The sequence below is a fragment of the Conexibacter sp. CPCC 205762 genome (assembly GCF_030646155.1).
GTDB lineage: Bacteria > Actinomycetota > Thermoleophilia > Solirubrobacterales > Solirubrobacteraceae > Conexibacter.
On sequence record NZ_JAUTDN010000033.1, the window covers coordinates 23,852 to 40,793 of the forward strand.

Consider the following 16,942-nt stretch of genomic DNA (forward strand, 5'->3'; position numbering starts at 1 on the left):
GGCTCGCCCCCTCGTGGAGGTGACGGATCACACCGGGGAGCTGGACGGGCAGCCGGTCTTCTGGCGCTCGGCGCCGACGCCGCAGCCCGGCGAGACGCCGACGCTGTACGTCCACGGCGTCCCCACCAGCAGCGACGACTGGCTGCCGTTCCTGACGCTGACCGGCGGCCTCGCGCCCGACCTGCTCGGCTTCGGCCGCTCCGGCAAGGGCGGGCAGAACGACTACTCGATCGAGGGGATCGCGAGCTTCGTCGAGCGCTTCCTCGACCTCGTCGGCGTGCCGCGCGTGAAGCTGGTCGTGCACGACTGGGGCTCGGCCGCGCTGGCGTGGGCGATCCGCAACCCCGAGCGGGTCGAGAAGCTCGTGATCGTCGACGCCGTCCCGCTGCTGCCGGGCTACCGCTGGCACCGCGTCGCGCGCCTCTGGCGCGCGCCGGGAATCGGCGAGCTGGCGATGGGGCTGACCTTCAAGCTGACGCTGCGCCGCGCGCTGCGCGACGGCTTCGCCGGCCCCGTGCCGAGCGCCTTCACGAGCGCGGCCTGGCGCCATTTCGACCAGGGCACGCAGCGCGCGATCCTGCGGCTCTACCGCAGCGCTCCGGAATCGCGACTGGCAGAGGCGGGGAGAGATCTCTCATCTCTGACGATGCCGACATTGGTAGTTTGGGGCGCGCTCGACCCCTACATCCCACCTCGTTTCGGTGACGACTACGCCGCGAGGATCTCCGGGAGCAGGGTCGAACACGTCACGAACGCCGGACACTGGCCCTGGGTCGACAGGGCCGAGCTGATCACCAGAATTGCCACGTTCCTCGGGGACAACTGACCTTCGCGCCCGGACCCTGCGCGGAGCTGCGACAGCGCTGCTGCTGCTCGCGCTCCTGGGGGCCTGGACGGCCGCTGCGCCGGCCGGCGCCGACGCCGCCGCCCCTGCGCCCGCTGCCGCCGCGTCCTCCGGCCCGACGGCCGCCGCCGCCCGCGCGGACTTCGGCGCGGCGATCCTCGCGGAGCTGAACCGCATACGCGCCCGCGCCGGTCTGCCCGACGTCCGCCGCGACGAGCGGATGAGCCGCACCGCCGCCGCGCACTCGCGCGACATGGGCCGGCGCGGCTACTTCGCCCACGGCGAGTGGGGCAGCCGCGTCGCGCGCGCCTCCGGCTCGGCTCACGCGGTCGGCGAGGTGCTCGGCTGGATGGCCCACTCCAGCCCGCGTCGCGAGGCGCGCAAGATGGTGCGCGGCTGGCTCGACTCGCCGCCGCATCGCGAGGTCCTGCTCGAACGCGACTTCCGCCGCGTCGGCCTCGGCCGCGCGACCGGCCGCCTGCAGGGCCTGAACGCGGCGATATGGACCGTCGACTGGGCCTCGGCGCGCTGAGCGCGTCAGCTGCGGTCGCCGCGCCCGCCGGCGTCAGCGGTCGAAGCGGCGACAGCCCGATCGCGCGCTGGGCGCCGGCGCTGCTGTCAGCCGTGCTGGCGGCGGTCTACGTCGCGTGGGCGCCGCCGAGCCTCGACCTGGCCGCGAGCGAGTACCGCGTCTGGCTGTTCGGCGACCAGGGCCTGTCGCTGTGGGACCTGCAGTGGTACGGCGGCCACCACATGCCCGGGTACAGCGTGCTGCTGCCGCCGCTGGGCTGGCTGCTCGGCCCGCGCCTGCTCGGCGCCCTCTGCGTCGTCGCCGCCAGCGCGCTGTTCGCGAAGCTCGCGCGCGACCGCTTCGGCGCGCGGGCGCTGCTCGGCGCGCTCTGGTTCGCGCTCGGCAGCGCGACGATCCTCTTCAGCGGGCGGATCACGTTCGCGCTCGGGCTGGCGCCGGCGCTCGCCGCGCTGGTCGCCTTCGAGCGGGCCGGCGCCGCCGCGCCGCGCTCGCGGCGCCGCCGGCTGCTGACGGCGCTGTCGCTGCTGTGCGGACTGCTGAGCGCGCTCGCCAGCCCGGTCGCCGCGCTGTTCCTCGCGATGGCCGCCGTCGCCGTCGTGCTGGCGCAGCCGCTGCCGCCGCGCGAACCGGACGCGGCTGCCGCCGGCGACGCGCCCGGCGCCCTCGTGCGCGAGCCGGACGCCGCTGCCGCCGGCGACGCGCCCGGCCGGGCCGCCTCCCTGCGCGCGCTGATGAGCTTCGAACGCGCCGGCGGCATCGCGCTCGCGGCCGCCGCGATGGTGCCGGTGCTGGCACTGTCGGTCGCCTTCCCGGAGGGCGGCGTCGAGCCGTTCGTGCTCTCCTCCTACTGGCCGGTGCCGGCAACCGCCGCGCTCGCGCTGCGGCTGATTCCTCGCGAGCTGCGGGCGCTGCGGATCGCGATCGTCCTCTACGCGCTCGGCTGCACCGCCGCGTTCGTGCTCGACACGCCGCTCGGCGGCAACGCCGCCCGCCTCGGTGCGCTCTGCGCCGGGCCGGTCTTCGCGCTCGCGCTGTGGCCGCGGCGGCGGCTGGCGCTCGCGCTGCTGGCGCTGCCGCTGCTCTACTGGCAGTGGACGTCGGCGATCCACGACGTGCGCGTGACGCACGGCGACCCGAGCGTCGAGCAGTCGTTCTACGCGCCGCTCAACGCCTTCCTCGACGGCGCCGACCCGGACGGGATCGCCGGCCGCGTCGAGATCCCCTTCACGAAGCTGCACTGGGAGGCGCGCTGGGTCGCGCCGCGCCATCCGCTCGCGCGCGGCTGGGAGCGCCAGCTCGACGAGAAGGTCAACCCGATCTTCTACGACGGCGACCCGACCGCGGACAGCTACCGCGCCTGGCTGCAGCGGAGCGGCGTGCGCTGGGTCGCGCTGCCGCGGACGCGCTTCGACTACACGGCGCGGGCGGAGGCGAGACTGGTCGCGAACGGCCTGCCGTACCTGCGCGAGGTCTGGTCCGACGCGCGCTGGCGCGTCTTCGAGGTCGACGGCGCGACGGGGCTGACGAGCGGACCCGGCAGGGTCGTCGCGGCCGGCCCCGACACGGTCGCGCTCGACGTCGAGCGACCCGGCACGGTGCGGCTGCGGATGCACTGGACGCCGTACTGGCAGGTCGCGCGCGGCGACGCCTGCGTCGCGCCGGTGTCGGTCCCGGGCGGCGAGGACCAGACGGAGCTGCGCGTCGCCAGAGCCGGCCGGGTCGAGCTGACGACGAGCTTCGCGCTCGGCCGCGTGGGTGCGGTCAGCCCCCGTTGCTGACGGGTGAGAACCCGCTCACGAACGGGTGAGAAGTCGCTTACCGTGGGTAAGACCGTGATCCGAGATAGGATGCGAGTTTCCGCATGATTCGATCGCTTCGCAACTTCGAGCGGCGGGTGCTCCCACATGGCGTGGGAGATCTGGTCCGGCAGCTGCTGCTCTTCGCAGCGGCCTACTACTGCTACCAGATCGTCCGCGGGATGGTCGACGGCAAGGGCGCCGTCGCCGCCTGGAACGCCACCAAGATCATCAACCTCGAGCACTCGCTGCATGTCTTCGTCGAGCCGAGCGTGCAGTCGTGGGCTGCCTCGACCGGCTGGATCTCGGACTTCGCGGCGTGGATGTACATCAACAGCCACTTCGTCGTGACGGTCGGCTCGCTCGCCTTCATCTACCTCTTCCGCAACGAGGCCTTCTACTTCGTGCGGAACATGTTCATGGTCGCGATGGGGATCGCGCTGATCGGCTACGCCTCGTTCCCGACGGCGCCGCCGCGGCTGATGCCCGAGTGGGGCTTCACCGACACCGTCGCCGCGTTCACCGGCGTGCGGGTCGAGAACGAGCCGGTCTCGGCGCTGCTGAACCTGTACGCCGCCGTGCCCTCGATGCACTGCTGCTTCGCGCTGATGATCGGCTGGCCGATGGCCCGCCTCGTCAAGCCCAAGCCGCTGAAGGTCCTCTGGTTCCTGTATCCATTCCTCGTCATGTTCGTGGTCGTGGCGACAGGCAACCACTACGTCTTCGACGCCGCACTGGGCGCCGCGACCGCCGGCATCTCGGCGCTCGTCGCGTGGCAGCTGTTCGGGCGTCTGCGCCCGGCTGCCTGGTCCTTCGGCCAGGTCGAGCGCGCCGAGGCGACTGCCTGATGTCGACAGCCCAGCCCGGAGACGGCCGCCGCCGCGGCGGCGAGTCGCGCGCCCGCGGCGAGCTGTCGGAGACGATGCGCAACAAGCTGATCGAGTCGCGGCTGACGCCGAACGCGATCTCGCTGACCGGCCTCGTCGGCAACCTGATCGCCGCCGCGCTGGTGTGGCAGAGATACTTCTTCCTCGCCGGCATCGCCTTCATCCTCGGCTCCGTCTGCGACACGCTCGACGGCCGCTACTCGCGCATGTCGGGCAAGGGGACGCCGTTCGGCGCCTTCCTCGACTCGACGCTCGACCGCGTCGAGGAGGGGATCGTGCTGACCGCGGTCGCCTGGTACTTCTCGAAGACCGGCGACGACGTCGCGGTCGCGGCGGTCGTGGTCGCGGTGCTGTTCTCGCTGATGGTCTCCTACACGCGCGCCCGTGCCGAGGCGCTCGGGATCGAGTGCAAGGTCGGGATCGCCTCGCGTGCGATCCGCGTCGTGATCCTCTCGATCGGCCTGCTGTTCGCCAAGGGCGCCGGGCTCGGCGACTTCGAGCTGCTCGCCCCGGCGGTCTACGTGCTGGCCGTGCTGACGGTCTTCACCACCTTCCAGCGGATCTTCCACGTGCGCAGACAGATGCTCATCGCGGCCAGATCCGCAACATCTGTGTAACCACAGGCGTTCGTCGGGGTCTTTCCCGACAGCATCCTTCAGGAGGAAACACCCCAAGTGACCAACGCTTCCACCAACGGCGCGAGCCGTTACCAGGCCGACAAGGTCCGCGTCGCCATCATCGGCGTCGGCAACTGCGCCAACTCGTTCATCCAGGGCGTCCAGTACTACAGAGACGCCGATCCGAACGAGCGCGTCCCCGGCCTCATGCATGTCGACCTCGGCGGCTACCACGTCCGTGACATCGAGTTCACGGCCGCCTTCGACATCGACGCGGACAAGGTCGGCAAGGATCTGGGCGAGGCGATCTGGTCCGGCCAGAACGACACGATCAGATTCGCCGACGTCCCGAGACTCGGCGTCACCGTCCAGCGCGGCATGACGCACGACGGCCTCGGCAAGTACCTGTCGCAGAAGATCAGAAAGGCCGACGGCCCGACGGCCGACATCGTCCAGATCCTCAAGGACACGAAGACCGACGTCGTCGTCTCCTACCTGCCGGTCGGCTCCGAGCAGGCGACGAAGTGGTACGTCGAGCAGGTCATCGAGGCCGGCTGCGGCTTCGTCAACTGCATCCCGGTCTTCATCGCGTCCGAGACCTACTGGGACGACCGCTTCAAGAAGGCCAACCTGCCGATCGTCGGCGACGACATCAAGTCGCAGGTCGGCGCGACGATCACGCACCGCAACCTCGCGCGCCTCTTCCACGAGCGCGGCGTCAAGCTCGAGCACACCTCGCAGCTGAACGTCGGCGGCAACATGGACTTCTTCAACATGCTCGAGCGCGAGCGGCTCGAGTCGAAGAAGATCTCGAAGACGAACGCCGTCACCTCGGTCGCCGGTCTCGAGCTGCCCGCCAGAGACGTCCACGTCGGCCCGTCGGACTACGTGCCGTGGCTGACCGACCGCAAGTGGGCCCACATCCGCCTCGAGGGCAGAGCGTTCGGCGACGTGCCGCTGATCGCCGAGCTGAAGCTCGAGGTGTGGGACTCGCCGAACTCCGCCGGCATCGTCACCGACGCCGTGCGCTGCTGCAAGCTGGCGCTCAACCACGGCGTCGGCGGCCAGCTCGACGGCCCCAGCTCGTACCTGATGAAGTCGCCGCAGAACCAGCGCCCCGACGACGAGGCACGCAACGACACCGAGACCTTCATCGCGCAGTACGGCAAGAAGGTCGGCACCGCGCCGACCGGCGCCAGCGCCCCGGTCGCGGCCGACGGCGACGCCTAGGCGTCCAGCCGCATACCGCAGGATTTGCAACGGCCCGCCGCTCGGCGGGCCGTTCGCGTTCTCAGGGCTCTATCCTCCGGAGCCGTGTCAGAGCGCTTCGCGATCGCCCAGGTCACGCCCTACGCCTGGGAAGCGCAGCACGACGTGAACCGTCACGTCGCTCGCGTCGCCGACGAGCTGGCGGCGCGCGGGCATCGGGTGCTGATCGTCGCGCCGTCGCAGTCGGCCGCGCTTGTGCGCGCCTCGCGCAGAGCGATCCGCGCCGCCGCCGACGATCCGGCGAAGCTGCTGGAGGGCGCCGACGAGGGCGTGCCGCGGCTGCTCGGCGTCGGCGAGGTGCTGCCGTTCTCGCCCTCGCGCAAGCGCGCGGTCTCGTTGCCGATCGACGTCGCCCGCACGATCGAGCAGTTCTTCTCGATCGCGCCGCTCGACCTCGCGCACATCCACGAGCCGTTCGCGCCGAGCGCCGCCAGCGCCGCGCTGCGCCACTCGCGCGCGCTCAACGTCGGCTCCTTCCACTCGACCACCGAGCGGGTCCTCTCGACGCAGGTCGCGCGCCGCGTCGTCGAGCTGTTCCTCGGCCGGCTCGACGCCCGCGTCGCCTCCTACGAGGCGACCCGCGAGCAGCTCAACCGCTGGTTCCCGGCCGACTACCGCGTCGTCCTGCCCGGCGCCGACGCGCCCCGCAGCGACCACGAGCGGCTCGCCGACGACGATCCGCGCGGCCCCGAGCTGGTGCTCGTCTCCGACGAGGAGCGCCCTGCCGTCCGCACCTTCGTGCGGGCGCTGCGGAGACTGCCGCTCGACCGTCCCTGGCGCGCGACCGTGTGGACCCCGAGCGGCCTGCAGCCGCCCGGAGCGCTGCGCGGCGAGCTGCGCGGCCGCGTCGCCTTCGTCGGCCCCGACGAGCTGGACGAGGCCGCCCTGCTGGCGCGCGCCGACGTCGTCGTGCGCGCCTCCGCCGGCGCCGTGCCGGTCCCGGCCGGGGTGCTCGACGCGATCGCCGCCGGCGCCGTCCCGGTCGTCTCGCGGCTGCCCGTCTACGAGGAGCTGATCGAGGAGGGCGCGGGGCTGCTGTTCGAGCCCGGCGACGTCGAGACGCTGACCGCCCAGCTGACGCGGCTGGTGCGCGAGCCGCAGCTGCGCGAGCGGCTCTCGTGGACGCGCGTCGTCGACGAGCTGGAGCAGGTCTACGGCGACCTCGTCGCGCGCCGCCACGACGGCCGTGGCGACCCCGTGCTGCGCGCCGTCGTCGCGAGACGGCCGCGGATCGACGTCGACCTGCACATGCACACCGACCACTCGGGCGACTGCGCGACGCCGGTCGAGGTGCTGCTGGCGCAGGCGAAGGCGAGAGGGCTCGGCGCGATCGCCGTCACCGACCACAACGAGATCTCCGGCGCGCTGGAGGCGCAGGCGAAGGCCGAGGGGATCAAGGTGATCGTCGGCGAGGAGGTCAAGACGAAGGACCAGGGCGAGGTGATCGGCCTGTTCCTCAGAGAGCTGATCCCGCGCGGGCTCTCGCTGGAGCAGACGATCGCCGAGATCAAGCGCCAGGGCGGCCTCGTCTACGTCCCCCACCCGTTCGACCGGATGCACTCGGTGCCCGACTACGAGCACCTGCTGGCGGTGCTCGACGACGTCGACGCGATCGAGGTCTTCAACCCGCGGATCGCGATCCACGAGTTCAACGAGGAGGCGGTCCGCTTCGCCGCCAAGTACCGCGTGCCGGCCGGCGCCGGCTCCGACGCGCACGTCGCGCAGGGGCTCGGCTCGGTCCGCATCCGCATGCCCGACTTCGACGGGCCGCAGGAGTTCATGGAGGCGCTGCGGGAGGCCGACGTGATCCGCACGCCCGCCAGCCTGCTGTACGTGCAGGCGCTGAAGTTCCTGCAGACGAAGGCGACGCCGCCCCCCGCACGCAGAGGCGTGCGCGAGGCGCGCGTGCGGCGCGCGGTTCGCAAGTCCTGATGCACGGGCAGGGAGATGACGTGGGAACGTCCAATTCTCCCGAGAGCATGCCCGTGACCACAGATGACGAGATCCGCGAGAAGTACCTCGAGCGCGCCATTCGCGACCTCAACCAGCTGACGCGCGATCTCCAGACCTGCCCCCACTGCCCGCGGGGGAACCTGATGCCGGTGCTCGGCTCAGGCCACCCGCAGGCGGACGTCTTCATGCTGAAGTACCAGCCGCGCCCGTCGGAGGTGGAGGAGGGCGTCGCCTTCTACGGCCGCTCCGGCGGCGCGTTGATGAAGTCGCTCAAGCGGCTGCAGATCGACCCGCTCGCGGTCTACGGGACGCTCTGCGTCAAGTGCCCGGTCTCCGACCCCTCGCTGGCCGACCAGGCCTGCATCGAACGGGTGCTGGAGGAGCTGGCGATCGTGCAGCCGAAGATCGTCGTCGTGATGGGCGAGGAGGCGCTCGACGTGCTCAACGACCTCGGCCTGCCGCTCGCGCGCCACGTCGAGCAGGAGCCCGGCCGGCTGCAGCAGCTGACGCCGTCGATCGACGCGCTGTACGTCCCGAACATCGACGACTCGCTCGACGAGGAGGGCTCCAAGCACGCCTTCTGGCGGGCCTTCAAGGTGCTCGGCGACTGGTACGCCGACCTGCCGCCGTACTAGCCGGCGGCGCCCTCAGCGGGCGTCGTCGAGCGTGACGACGTCGACGTCGCCGGAGGAGGCGCGCGCCTCGACCTTGTGCGGCGAGCCGCTGTCGCGCCTGACGTCGACGCGCTCGCTGCCCGAGCTGGCCTCGGTGACCACGTCGTAGCCGCTGCCGCCCGGCACCGCGACCGTCACGTCGCCGGAGGAGGCGACCGCCTCGATCCGTCTCGGCGCTCTGCGCGCGCGCACGACGACCTCGCCGCTGGAGGCGTGCGCGGTCACGTCGTCGCCGCCATAGCCCTCGACCACGACGTCGCCGGAGGAGGCGCCGACGCGCAGCGGCCCGGTCGCGTCGACGACCGTCACGTCGCCGGAGCTGGAGCCGATGTAGGCGTCGCCGGCGATGCCGCGCGCGCTGACGTCGCCGGAGGAGCCGCGCACGTCGAGCGGCAGCTCGACCGGCACGCGCACCTCGAACTCGGTGTCGCAGCCCTGCGGGCCGAACGTGCCCCAGAAGCCGCAGCTGCCCGACAGCGTCAGCTCGCCGTCGGCGAAGCTCTGCTGCAGGCGCGGCTCCTTCAGCCCCCAGGTGCGATGGGCGATCACCTCGACGTCGTCGCGCCGCTCGGCGACGACCTTGATCTCACCGCTGCTGCCCTTCAGGCGCAGCCGCTCGACGCCGCCGTAGGACTGCGTGCGGTCGTCGCTCTGCTGCACCGAGGCGGCGGCGAACCACAGCGCCGCCCAGACGACGACGATCGCGCCGAAGACGACGCAGAAGATCACGAACGGGCGGGAGAGCCCTCTCTCGGGCGGCGGGGTGCTGGTCACGCCGACCAGCCTATGCCGGTCGCCGTCAGCGCGGAACGGGGACTGCTCCCCACTCGCTGCTGGGGCTAGCCCTACGGCAGCAGCACGATCTTGCCGAGCTTGCCGCCCGCCTCGAAGCTCCCGTAGGCGGCCTCGACGTCCGCGAGCGGGAAGGTCGCGGCGACCGGCACGGTCAGCGCGCCCGCCTCCACCAGCGGCAGCACGTGGCGCTCGACGGCGCGCGCGGCGATCGCCTTCTCCTCCAACGGCCGCGCCCGCAGCGTCGAGCCCATCACGCGGGCGCGCTTCATCATCAGCGCGCCGAGGTGCAGGTCGCCCTTCGCGCCGGCGCCGATCCCGATCACGGCGATCCGCCCGCCGGTCGCGAGCGCGTTGACGTTCTCGGCCAGGTTGGGCGCGCCGATCAGCTCCAGCACGACGTCGAACGGGCCGTGCTCGCCGAAGCCCTCCGGAGAGATCACGGTCGCGCCGAGCGCGGCGACGGCGTCGCGCGCGCCGGGGTTGCGGACGGTCGCGGTGACGCGCGCGCCGAGCGCGCGGCCGAGCTGGACCGCAGCGCTGCCGACGCCGCCGGCCGCGCCGTGGACGAGCAGCCGCTCGCCGCTCGCCAGCCCCGCCTGCGTCACGAGCGCGTCGTACGCGACCGTGAACGCCTCCGGGAAGCCACCTGCTGCCGGCCAGTCGAGCGCCTCCGGGACCGCCATCAGCAGCCGCTCGTGGACGACCGCCAGCTCGGCCTGCGCGCCGCCGCCGACGACCGCCATCACGCGTGCGCCGGGCGCGAAGCGGGTCGCGCCGGGGCCGAGCGCGACGACCTCGCCGGCCAGCTCCAGCCCGGGGATGTCCTGCGGCGCGTCGGGCGGCGCCGGGTAGAGGCCGCGCCGCTGCATCATGTCGGCGCCGTTGAGGCCGGCAGCGCGCACGCGCACCAGCACCTCGCCCGCGCCGGGGGCCGGATCGGGCTGCTCGGCCACCGTCAGCGCTCTGTCTCGGATCGTCACGGCTCGCATGCGGCGAGTCTGGCATATGACCCGCAGGCTGTGACGGTTCTCCATGCAGACCGACCACTCGGTGTGAGAGAGTCTCGCCGAGGAGGAGAGATGCGGATCGTGCCCCCACAGCTCCGGTCGTTGCCGCCGATCTGGCGTGAGACGCTGCTGCCGACCGCGGCCGCAGGCCTCTTCGTCGACCCGATCTTCCGCGGCCACGGGATGCCGGCCGGCCACGGCCGCCCGCTGCTGCTGATCCCCGGCTACCTCGCCGGCGACCGCTCGCTGGCGACGATGAGCGGCTGGCTGCAGCGCGCCGGCTACCGCACCGAGCGCGCCGGCATCCGCCTCAACGTCGGCTGCGGCGGCGAGACCGTCGCGCGGCTGGAGCAGCGCCTGGAGCAGCTCTACGAGGCCTCCGGCGGCCGCCGCGTCGCGATCGTCGGCCAGAGCCGCGGCGGCGCCCACGCGCGCGCCCTCGCCGGCCGCCGGCCGGAGCTGGTCAGCGGCGTCGTGACGCTCGGCTCGCCGCTGCTGGACCCGCTGATGGTGCACCCGCTCGTGCGCATGAACGTCGAGCTGGTCGGCCGCCTCGGGATGCTCGGCGTGCCCGGCCTGCTGCGCGCCGCCTGCCGCGACGGCGCCTGCTGCGAGCCGCTGCGCGAGAACCTGCGCGCGCCGCTGCCGACCCACGTCGGCTATGTCTCGATCTACTCGCGCAACGATGGGATCGTCGACTGGCGCTCCTGCCTGGACCCCGGCGCGCGCCACGTCGAGGTCGACACGACGCACCTCGGGATGGGCTTCCACGCACCGACCTACCGCGAGATCGCGGCGGCGCTGCGCGGATTCCGCGACGCGGAGCTGGGCGCCGAGTCGTTCGACGCCCCGCTCGCAGCCGTCGCCTGAGCTACTTCGAGCTTCTGCTCGGGAAGCGCCAGACGTCGAAGCCGGTTCTGCCGTTCGTGCCGCTCTTGATGAAGCGCTTGCCGATCGCGCCGCTCAGTCTGCCGCCGAGCTTCTGCGTCGTCCAGCCTCTCATCGATCTCGGCTCGTAGAGGTAGCTGCGGAAGATGTTGTAGGTGTCGGTGCACGTCAGGGTCGTGCCGGCCGGGGTGAAGTTGAGGCGGTGGTACTTGCCGGCGCTGAAGCCCGACTGCGGGTCGTTCTTGACGACGGTGAAGATCGGGCACTCGGAGGTCGAGGTTCTTCTCGTCGCGGCGTTGGCGGCCGACGGGATCAGCAGTGCCGGCAGCGCGAGGGCGACCAGGGCCAGCAGGCGAAGACGATGGGACATGCGGGGAACTCCTATCCGGGAAGCGTTGCCCATTAATCTGTCATCAGCGCCACCGGCAGCGCAAGTCCTGCAACGCGCCGTACCGATGCGATCCGCCGCCCCGGCTGGACCGCGTCGCGGATCCCGCCGACGTTCTCGCCGAACGTCGCGACGGTCGCGTCGAGGTCGGGGCAGCGCAGCGCGAGGCCCCAGAAGAAGGCCGGGCGGTCGCTCCCGCCGGCTCTCGCGGCGATCTGCTGCGGCTCCTGCACGACCTCGAGCAGCTCGGCGCCGAGGCGGAAGAAGGCCTGCCGCGGCGCGCCGGCCGGCGTCGGCTGCTCGCGGATCCGGCGCAGGTCGAGACCGGCCTCCTGGAGGCGCGCGACGGTGCGGTCGAGGTCGGGCGAGATCGCGACGATGTGGTCGATCGCGACGACGCCGTTGGGATGGGCGGGCGGCTCGTGCGCGCCGCCGTCACCCGGCGCCGCATGCGCGGTCGGCAGCCCGTCCAGCGCCGGCTCCGCGCCGGGGTCGCCGTCACGCGAGGGCAGTCCGCGGAGGTGCCAGCGGATCAGCCCGCGGCCCGCCTCGCGGCCGGCGAAGCGCAGCGCGACCGCGCCGATCCGGCAGCGGTCGCTCTCGACTGCGAAGCCGAGCGCCGACCAGCGCTGCGGCTCGTCGGCGATCTCCAGCTCAGCGATCGTCACCATCGCCGAGCGATGGTAGACGCGCGTGGGTCAGGCGCGCTCCAGCAGCGCGACGCACTCGATGTGCGGCGTCTGCGGGAACATGTCGACCGGGCGCACCTTGCGCAGCACGTAGCCGGCCTCGACCAGCTGGGCCGCGTTCGGCGCCAGCGTCGTCGGGTTGCAGGAGATGTAGACGATCCGCTTCGGCGAGGCGTCGATGATCCGTCTGACGACCTTCTGCGAGAGGCCGGCGCGCGGCGGGTCGACGACGACGACGTCCGGCGAGCCGGCCTGCTCGACGAGCAGTCTCAGCGCGGTGCGCGCGTCGCCGGCGAAGAAGCGGGCGTTGTCGATCTCGTTCAGTCTCGCGTTCGCGATCGCGTCACCGACGGCCGGCTCGACGATCTCCAGCCCCCACAGCTCGCCGGCGCGCGGCGCCATCGTCAGGCCGATCGTGCCGATGCCGCAGTAGAGGTCGTAGAGGCGCTCGAAGCCGGCCAGCGCGGCGTACTCGCCGGCAAGGCCGTAGAGCTTCTCCGCCATCTCGGTGTTGACCTGGAAGAAGGCGTGCGGGGAGACCCGGAAGGTCATCCCGTTCAGCTCCTCCTCGAGGTACTCCCTGCCGGAGATGACGGTCGTCTCGCCGGAGGTGGTCGTCTCGCCGAGACCGTCGTACTGGGTCCACATCAGGCCGTCGACGTCGACCGCCTGCGCGAACGCCTCCTCGTCCAGCTCGCCCGGCATCGTCACGAGCCGAACCTGGAACTGGCCGGTGCGACGGCCCTCGCGCACGACGCAGTTGCGCAGGAAGCCGCGGCGGGTGCGGCGGTCGTACGGCTCCAGCCCCTGCTCCTTGCAGAATCTGAGCACCTGCTCGCGGACGGCGTTGCCGGCCTCGGAGGCGAGCAGGCAGTCGTCGATCGGGACGATTCTGTCCCACTCCCCGGGCGCGTGGAAGCCGAAGATCAGCTCGCCTCTCTCCGCCGTCCCCTCGGTCCCGAACGAGTACTCGAGCTTGTTGCGGTAGCGCCACGTCTGCAGCGCCGGGACGATCGGCTCCAGCTCGTAGCCGGCGAGCTTGCCGATCCGCCGCAGCGCGTCGTCGACCTGCTGGCTCTTGATCTCCAGCTGCTTCTCGTACGGCAGCACCTGCCACGGCGCGCCGGGATGCTGAGCGACGGCCGCGATCCGGTCGGGGCTCGGCTCCAGCACCTCCTGCGTTATCGCCTCGCCGTAATCGCGCTTGGTCTTGGTCACCTTCACCCGCACGCGATCGCCGGGGATCGCGCCCTGCACGAACAGCACGTAGCCGTCATGGCGGGCGACGCCGTTGCCGCCGAAGGCGAGGCTGTCGATCGTGACCTCGAGTTCGGCGAACCGGTCCGGGCGCTTGCGTTGTGTGGTGGAAGGCGTGCTCATCGAACTGCTTAGGATGGCAGGTCCCGTGCCAGCGGCGATCGCGACGCGACCGTGGTCACTTGCCGAGCAGGCATCGGTCACTCGATAATGGCCGTTCAGGGATCGGGGCCCGCGCGCCCGGTCGGGGGACGTGAGCGATTTGGGGGAAGCGATGCGGATCGGCGGCATCTTCGCCAGCGAGACGGCCAACGCCCACTATCGGGCGATCCTGCCGCTGCGCGCGCTCGAAGCGCGCGGCCACCGCATCCTGTGGCCGCCACCCGGCGCCGACGCCGCCGCGCACTACGAGGTCCCGGCCTGCGACGCGCTGCTGCTCCACCGCGGCCTGATGCCCGCGCACCTCGACTTCGTCGAGCGGCTGCGGGCGGCACGGATCGCCGTGATCTGGGACAACGACGACGACATCGCGTCGCTGCCAAAGCTGACCCGCAACTGGAACGGGCGCAGCCGACGGGAGACGAAGCAGGACTTCGAACGCACCGTCGAGATCGCACGCGCGGCCTCGCTGATGACGACGCCGAGCAGACGGATCGCCGAGATCTACGGCGAGCGCGGCGCGTGCGTGCAGGTGATCGAGAACGCGCTGACCGCGAGGGAGCTGGCGCGGCCCGAATCGCGGCGACGCCGGCCGGGCGTGACGATCGGGTACGTCGGCGGCCTCGAGCACTTCGACGACGTCAGAAAGCTGAAGCTCGCGAAGGTGCTCGAGCGGCTGCTGCGCGAGCGCGACGATGTGCGCGTCGTGTCGATCGGCGTCTCCTTCGGCTTCCGCAGCCCGGCCTACGAGGAACGCGGCCAGATCCCCGTGCAAAGACTGATCGGGCAGGAGCGCGAGTTCGCGATCGGGCTCGCCCCGCTTGCTGACACGCCCTTCAACCGCGCCCGCTCGAACGTAAAGCTGAAGGAGTACGCGACCGCGGGCGCAATGTGGCTCGCCTCGCCGATCGGTCCGTATGCCGACCTCGGCCCCCAGCAAGGTGGGCTGCTGGTCGGCGACGGTGACTGGCACGCAGCGCTGAGCGCGCTGCTCGACGACCGCCAACGGCTCTCGGAGCTGCGTGCCAACGCCGTCGCATGGGCCAGAACGCAGACGGTCGAGCAGCTCGCGCCGACGTGGGAGGCGGCCTTCAGCAGCTGCGTGCGCGAGCTGCGAGGCCGCGCCAGGACGTAGCATCCGCGGCGTGGAACTGAGCGCATACCGGACGCAGGCGGAGACGTTCGTCAGGGAGCTGGGCGAGGCCTACCACGGGCACTACGCCGGGCTCTCGGACGCGTTCGCGATTGACGCGATCTACGCGCGGCACGCGGCGCTGTTCTCGTTCGAGGCGGTTGCTGCGCTGCGAGGGCGCGTCGCTGCCGCGAGCGACGCGCCGGGCGTGCGCGACGACGAGGCACGGCAGCTGCGGATGCTGCTCGACTTCGCCGTCGAAGGGCTGCTCGGGCGCGCGACCGCGGCCGAGGAGGAGGCGCTCGCGCAGCGCGAGGCGACGCTGCGGCTCGACCTGCCCGGCGGACCGCTCGGCTTCCGCGCGTCGACCGTCGCGCAGGCGAACTCGCCCGATCGGCAGCGGCGCGCCGAGATCGAGGCGGCGCGGCTGAAGGCGACCGAGCGCGAGCTGAACCCGCTCCACCGCGCGGCGCTGGAGCGGACGCGCGCGCTCGTCGCCGAGCTCGGCTGGCCGAGCTACCGCGCGATGTGCGCGGAGCTGAAGGGGTGGGACCTCGACCTGCTCGGGCGGCAGGGCGACGCGTTCCTGGCGGCGACGGGCGGCGCGGCCTACGGCGCCGTCGTCGGGCCGGCGCTGGAGCGGACCGTCGGGGTCGGGCTCGACCGGCTTGCGCGCGCCGACCTGCCGTGGTTCTTCCGCGCGACGGCCGACGACGGCGCCTTTCCCGCCGACGGGCTGCTGGAGGCGTACGCGTCGTCGTGCCGCGGCCTCGGGCTGTCGCCCGACGGCGGCGGTCGCATCGACCTCGACGTCGAGCCGCGCCCGCGCAAGTCGCCGCGCGCCTTCTGCGTCGCGGTGCGCGCGCCCGCGGACGTGCGGCTGGTGGTCGCGCCGGTCGGCGGCCGCGACGACTACGCGGCGCTGCTGCACGAGGGCGGTCACGCGCAGCACTTCGCGGCGATGGACGCGGCGCTCCCGTTCGAGTACCGCCATCTCGGCGACAACGCGCTGACGGAGGCGTTCGCGTTCCTCTTCGACCACCTCGTGGAGGATCCCCGCTGGCTCGCGGCGCGGGGCGTGCGCGACGACGACGGCGCGCTCGCCATGCATGCGCGCGCGGCGCGGCTGATCTACCTGCGGCGCTACTGCGGCAAGCTCGCCTACGAGCTGATCGTCCACGACGCGGCCGCTCCCGGCGACGCGCTGCTGGGCGAGGTCTACGCGCGCTCGCTCTCCGGCGCGGTCGGGGTCGCCTGGCCCGCCGAGACCCACCTGAGCGATCTCGACCCCGGCTTCTACGTCGCCGCCTATCTGCGCGCCTGGGCGCTCGAGACCCACCTGCGCCGCTGGCTGACCGACCGCTTCGGCGACGACTGGTTCAGCTCCGCCGAAGCCGGCGCCGCGCTGCGCGCGCTGTGGGCCGAGGGCCAGCGCCGCAGCGCCGAGGAGCTGCTCGCCGAGCTGACCGGCGAGCGCCTCGACCTCGCCGTCCTGGCGACCGACCTCGGCCTCTGACGCACCCGCGCGCTGCGCGTCGGGGTGAGCGGGGCGCGCTAGGGTCCGGGCCGGCCGGCAAGCGAACTTTACGCGGAGGATCGATGGCAGCGGTGATGACAGGCGAGTGCAACTGCGGCGCGGTGCGGTCCGAGGTGCGGGCGCCGTTCTCCGAGGCGGGCTACTGCCACTGTGGGCGCTGCCAGCGGCGGACGGGGACGGCAGCATCGCCGGCGGGCGTCGTCGCGGCGTCGGCGTTCGCGATCGTCAGCGGCGCCGAGCAGGTGCGCAGCTGGCAGCCGGAGGGCGGCAAGGCGAAGGCGTTCTGCGGCGGCTGCGGCTCGCACCTGTTCGCCGGTGACCCGGCGACGGATTCGATAGTCGCGGTGCGGCTCGGGGCGGTCGACGGCGATCCCGGCATCCGGCCGCGCTGGCACCAGTGGGTCAGCTCCGCGCCCGCCTGGGAGGCGCTCGCCGACGACGGCCTCCCGCGCTACGACGGCCCGCGGCCGAGCTGAGCGACGACGACGACGGCCGCCGCTGTGGGCGGCCGGGCGCCG

17 protein-coding genes are annotated in these 16,942 nt (G+C 72.6%); 12 read left to right on the forward strand and 5 right to left on the reverse strand.

Annotated features, from left to right (window positions below; all coding sequences use genetic code 11):
- Nucleotides 1–13 precede the first annotated feature (13 nt).
- The 8 genes from Q7L73_RS21000 to Q7L73_RS21035 all read left to right on the forward strand — a co-directional run bounded on the left by Q7L73_RS21000 (nt 14) and on the right by Q7L73_RS21035 (nt 8,533).
- Entirely contained in the window at nt 14–826 is an 813-nt protein-coding gene (locus Q7L73_RS21000; RefSeq protein ID WP_304691710.1) for an alpha/beta fold hydrolase, read from the forward strand.
- Nucleotides 801–1,376 carry a CAP domain-containing protein gene (locus Q7L73_RS21005; protein WP_304691709.1) on the forward strand — a complete coding sequence of 192 codons (576 nt, stop codon included), beginning with the start codon at nt 801–803 and terminating at the stop codon, nt 1,374–1,376. Before Q7L73_RS21000 ends, Q7L73_RS21005 begins: the two co-directional genes overlap by 26 nt.
- Nucleotides 1,346–3,154, forward strand: a complete 1,809-nt coding sequence (locus Q7L73_RS21010) for a hypothetical protein (RefSeq protein WP_304691708.1) — start codon at nt 1,346–1,348, stop codon at nt 3,152–3,154. The genes Q7L73_RS21005 and Q7L73_RS21010 overlap by 31 nt, the downstream gene beginning before the upstream one ends.
- 83 nt (nt 3,155–3,237) lie before the next feature.
- Nucleotides 3,238–4,020 (forward strand): phosphatase PAP2 family protein, encoded by a 783-nt coding sequence (locus Q7L73_RS21015; RefSeq protein WP_304691707.1) that lies wholly within the window; start codon nt 3,238–3,240, stop codon nt 4,018–4,020.
- Nucleotides 4,020–4,676 (forward strand): CDP-alcohol phosphatidyltransferase family protein, encoded by a 657-nt coding sequence (locus Q7L73_RS21020; RefSeq protein WP_304691706.1) that lies wholly within the window; start codon nt 4,020–4,022, stop codon nt 4,674–4,676. Before Q7L73_RS21015 ends, Q7L73_RS21020 begins: the two co-directional genes overlap by 1 nt.
- Nucleotides 4,677–4,733: 57 nt before the next feature.
- A complete protein-coding gene (locus Q7L73_RS21025; protein WP_304691705.1) occupies nt 4,734–5,906 on the forward strand; it encodes an inositol-3-phosphate synthase in 1,173 nt (390 codons plus the stop codon).
- A gap of 84 nt (nt 5,907–5,990) precedes the next feature.
- Nucleotides 5,991–7,877 (forward strand): glycosyltransferase, encoded by a 1,887-nt coding sequence (locus Q7L73_RS21030; RefSeq protein WP_304691704.1) that lies wholly within the window; start codon nt 5,991–5,993, stop codon nt 7,875–7,877.
- 47 nt (nt 7,878–7,924) lie between these two features.
- Nucleotides 7,925–8,533, forward strand: a complete 609-nt coding sequence (locus Q7L73_RS21035; protein WP_304691703.1) for a uracil-DNA glycosylase family protein — start codon at nt 7,925–7,927, stop codon at nt 8,531–8,533.
- Nucleotides 8,534–8,545: 12 nt separating this feature from the next.
- On the opposite strand, the gene Q7L73_RS21040 is transcribed toward Q7L73_RS21035, so the two are convergent.
- Nucleotides 8,546–9,346 (reverse strand): DUF4097 family beta strand repeat-containing protein, encoded by an 801-nt coding sequence (locus Q7L73_RS21040; RefSeq protein WP_304691702.1) that lies wholly within the window; start codon nt 9,344–9,346, stop codon nt 8,546–8,548.
- Between the two features lie 71 nt (nt 9,347–9,417).
- The gene (locus tag Q7L73_RS21045) at nt 9,418–10,356 is read right to left on the reverse strand and encodes a zinc-binding dehydrogenase (RefSeq protein WP_304691701.1); all 939 of its coding nucleotides are present in this window, start codon (nt 10,354–10,356) and stop codon (nt 9,418–9,420) included.
- 99 nt (nt 10,357–10,455) lie between these two features.
- Between Q7L73_RS21045 and Q7L73_RS21050 the strand changes: the two genes are divergently transcribed.
- Complete coding sequence (locus Q7L73_RS21050) at nt 10,456–11,244, forward strand: alpha/beta fold hydrolase (protein WP_304691700.1); 789 nt, start codon at nt 10,456–10,458, stop codon at nt 11,242–11,244.
- A 1-nt stretch (nt 11,245) separates the two neighbouring features.
- On the opposite strand, the gene Q7L73_RS21055 is transcribed toward Q7L73_RS21050, so the two are convergent.
- The 3 genes from Q7L73_RS21055 to rlmD are packed head-to-tail and all read right to left on the reverse strand — an operon-like array spanning nt 11,246 to nt 13,719.
- Entirely contained in the window at nt 11,246–11,632 is a 387-nt protein-coding gene (locus Q7L73_RS21055; protein ID WP_304691699.1) for a hypothetical protein, read from the reverse strand.
- 32 nt (nt 11,633–11,664) lie between these two features.
- On the reverse strand, nt 11,665–12,321 hold the full coding sequence (locus Q7L73_RS21060) for a hypothetical protein (RefSeq protein ID WP_304691698.1): 657 nt from the start codon (nt 12,319–12,321) through the stop codon (nt 11,665–11,667).
- Between the two features lie 27 nt (nt 12,322–12,348).
- Complete coding sequence (gene rlmD / locus Q7L73_RS21065; protein ID WP_304691697.1) at nt 12,349–13,719, reverse strand: 23S rRNA (uracil(1939)-C(5))-methyltransferase RlmD; 1,371 nt, start codon at nt 13,717–13,719, stop codon at nt 12,349–12,351.
- 130 nt (nt 13,720–13,849) lie between these two features.
- Here rlmD and Q7L73_RS21070 point away from each other — a divergent pair, with 130 nt between their 5' ends.
- The 3 genes from Q7L73_RS21070 to Q7L73_RS21080 all read left to right on the forward strand — a co-directional run bounded on the left by Q7L73_RS21070 (nt 13,850) and on the right by Q7L73_RS21080 (nt 16,900).
- Nucleotides 13,850–14,890, forward strand: coding sequence for a hypothetical protein (locus Q7L73_RS21070; RefSeq protein WP_304691696.1), 1,041 nt, complete (start codon nt 13,850–13,852; stop codon nt 14,888–14,890).
- Between the two features lie 10 nt (nt 14,891–14,900).
- Nucleotides 14,901–16,403 (forward strand): hypothetical protein, encoded by a 1,503-nt coding sequence (locus Q7L73_RS21075; protein WP_304691695.1) that lies wholly within the window; start codon nt 14,901–14,903, stop codon nt 16,401–16,403.
- Nucleotides 16,404–16,486: 83 nt separating this feature from the next.
- A complete protein-coding gene (locus Q7L73_RS21080; protein ID WP_304691694.1) occupies nt 16,487–16,900 on the forward strand; it encodes a GFA family protein in 414 nt (137 codons plus the stop codon).
- The last annotated feature ends 42 nt before the right edge of the window (nt 16,901–16,942 follow it).

What these genes read in the sequence shown, in the direction of transcription:
- Q7L73_RS21010 (WP_304691708.1), top strand. Translation starts at nt 1,346, where the DNA reads ATGGACCGTCGACTGGGCCTCGGCGCGCTGAGCGCGTCAGCTGCGGTC.
- Q7L73_RS21080 (WP_304691694.1), top strand. Translation starts at nt 16,487, where the DNA reads ATGGCAGCGGTGATGACAGGCGAGTGCAACTGCGGCGCGGTGCGGTCC.
- Q7L73_RS21035 (WP_304691703.1), top strand. Translation starts at nt 7,925, where the DNA reads ATGCCCGTGACCACAGATGACGAGATCCGCGAGAAGTACCTCGAGCGC.
- Q7L73_RS21020 (WP_304691706.1), top strand. Translation starts at nt 4,020, where the DNA reads ATGTCGACAGCCCAGCCCGGAGACGGCCGCCGCCGCGGCGGCGAGTCG.
- Q7L73_RS21055 (WP_304691699.1), bottom strand. Translation starts at nt 11,632, where the DNA reads ATGTCCCATCGTCTTCGCCTGCTGGCCCTGGTCGCCCTCGCGCTGCCG.
- rlmD (WP_304691697.1), bottom strand. Translation starts at nt 13,719, where the DNA reads ATGAGCACGCCTTCCACCACACAACGCAAGCGCCCGGACCGGTTCGCC.
- Q7L73_RS21045 (WP_304691701.1), bottom strand. Translation starts at nt 10,356, where the DNA reads ATGCGAGCCGTGACGATCCGAGACAGAGCGCTGACGGTGGCCGAGCAG.
- Q7L73_RS21015 (WP_304691707.1), top strand. Translation starts at nt 3,238, where the DNA reads ATGATTCGATCGCTTCGCAACTTCGAGCGGCGGGTGCTCCCACATGGC.
- Q7L73_RS21060 (WP_304691698.1), bottom strand. Translation starts at nt 12,321, where the DNA reads ATGGTGACGATCGCTGAGCTGGAGATCGCCGACGAGCCGCAGCGCTGG.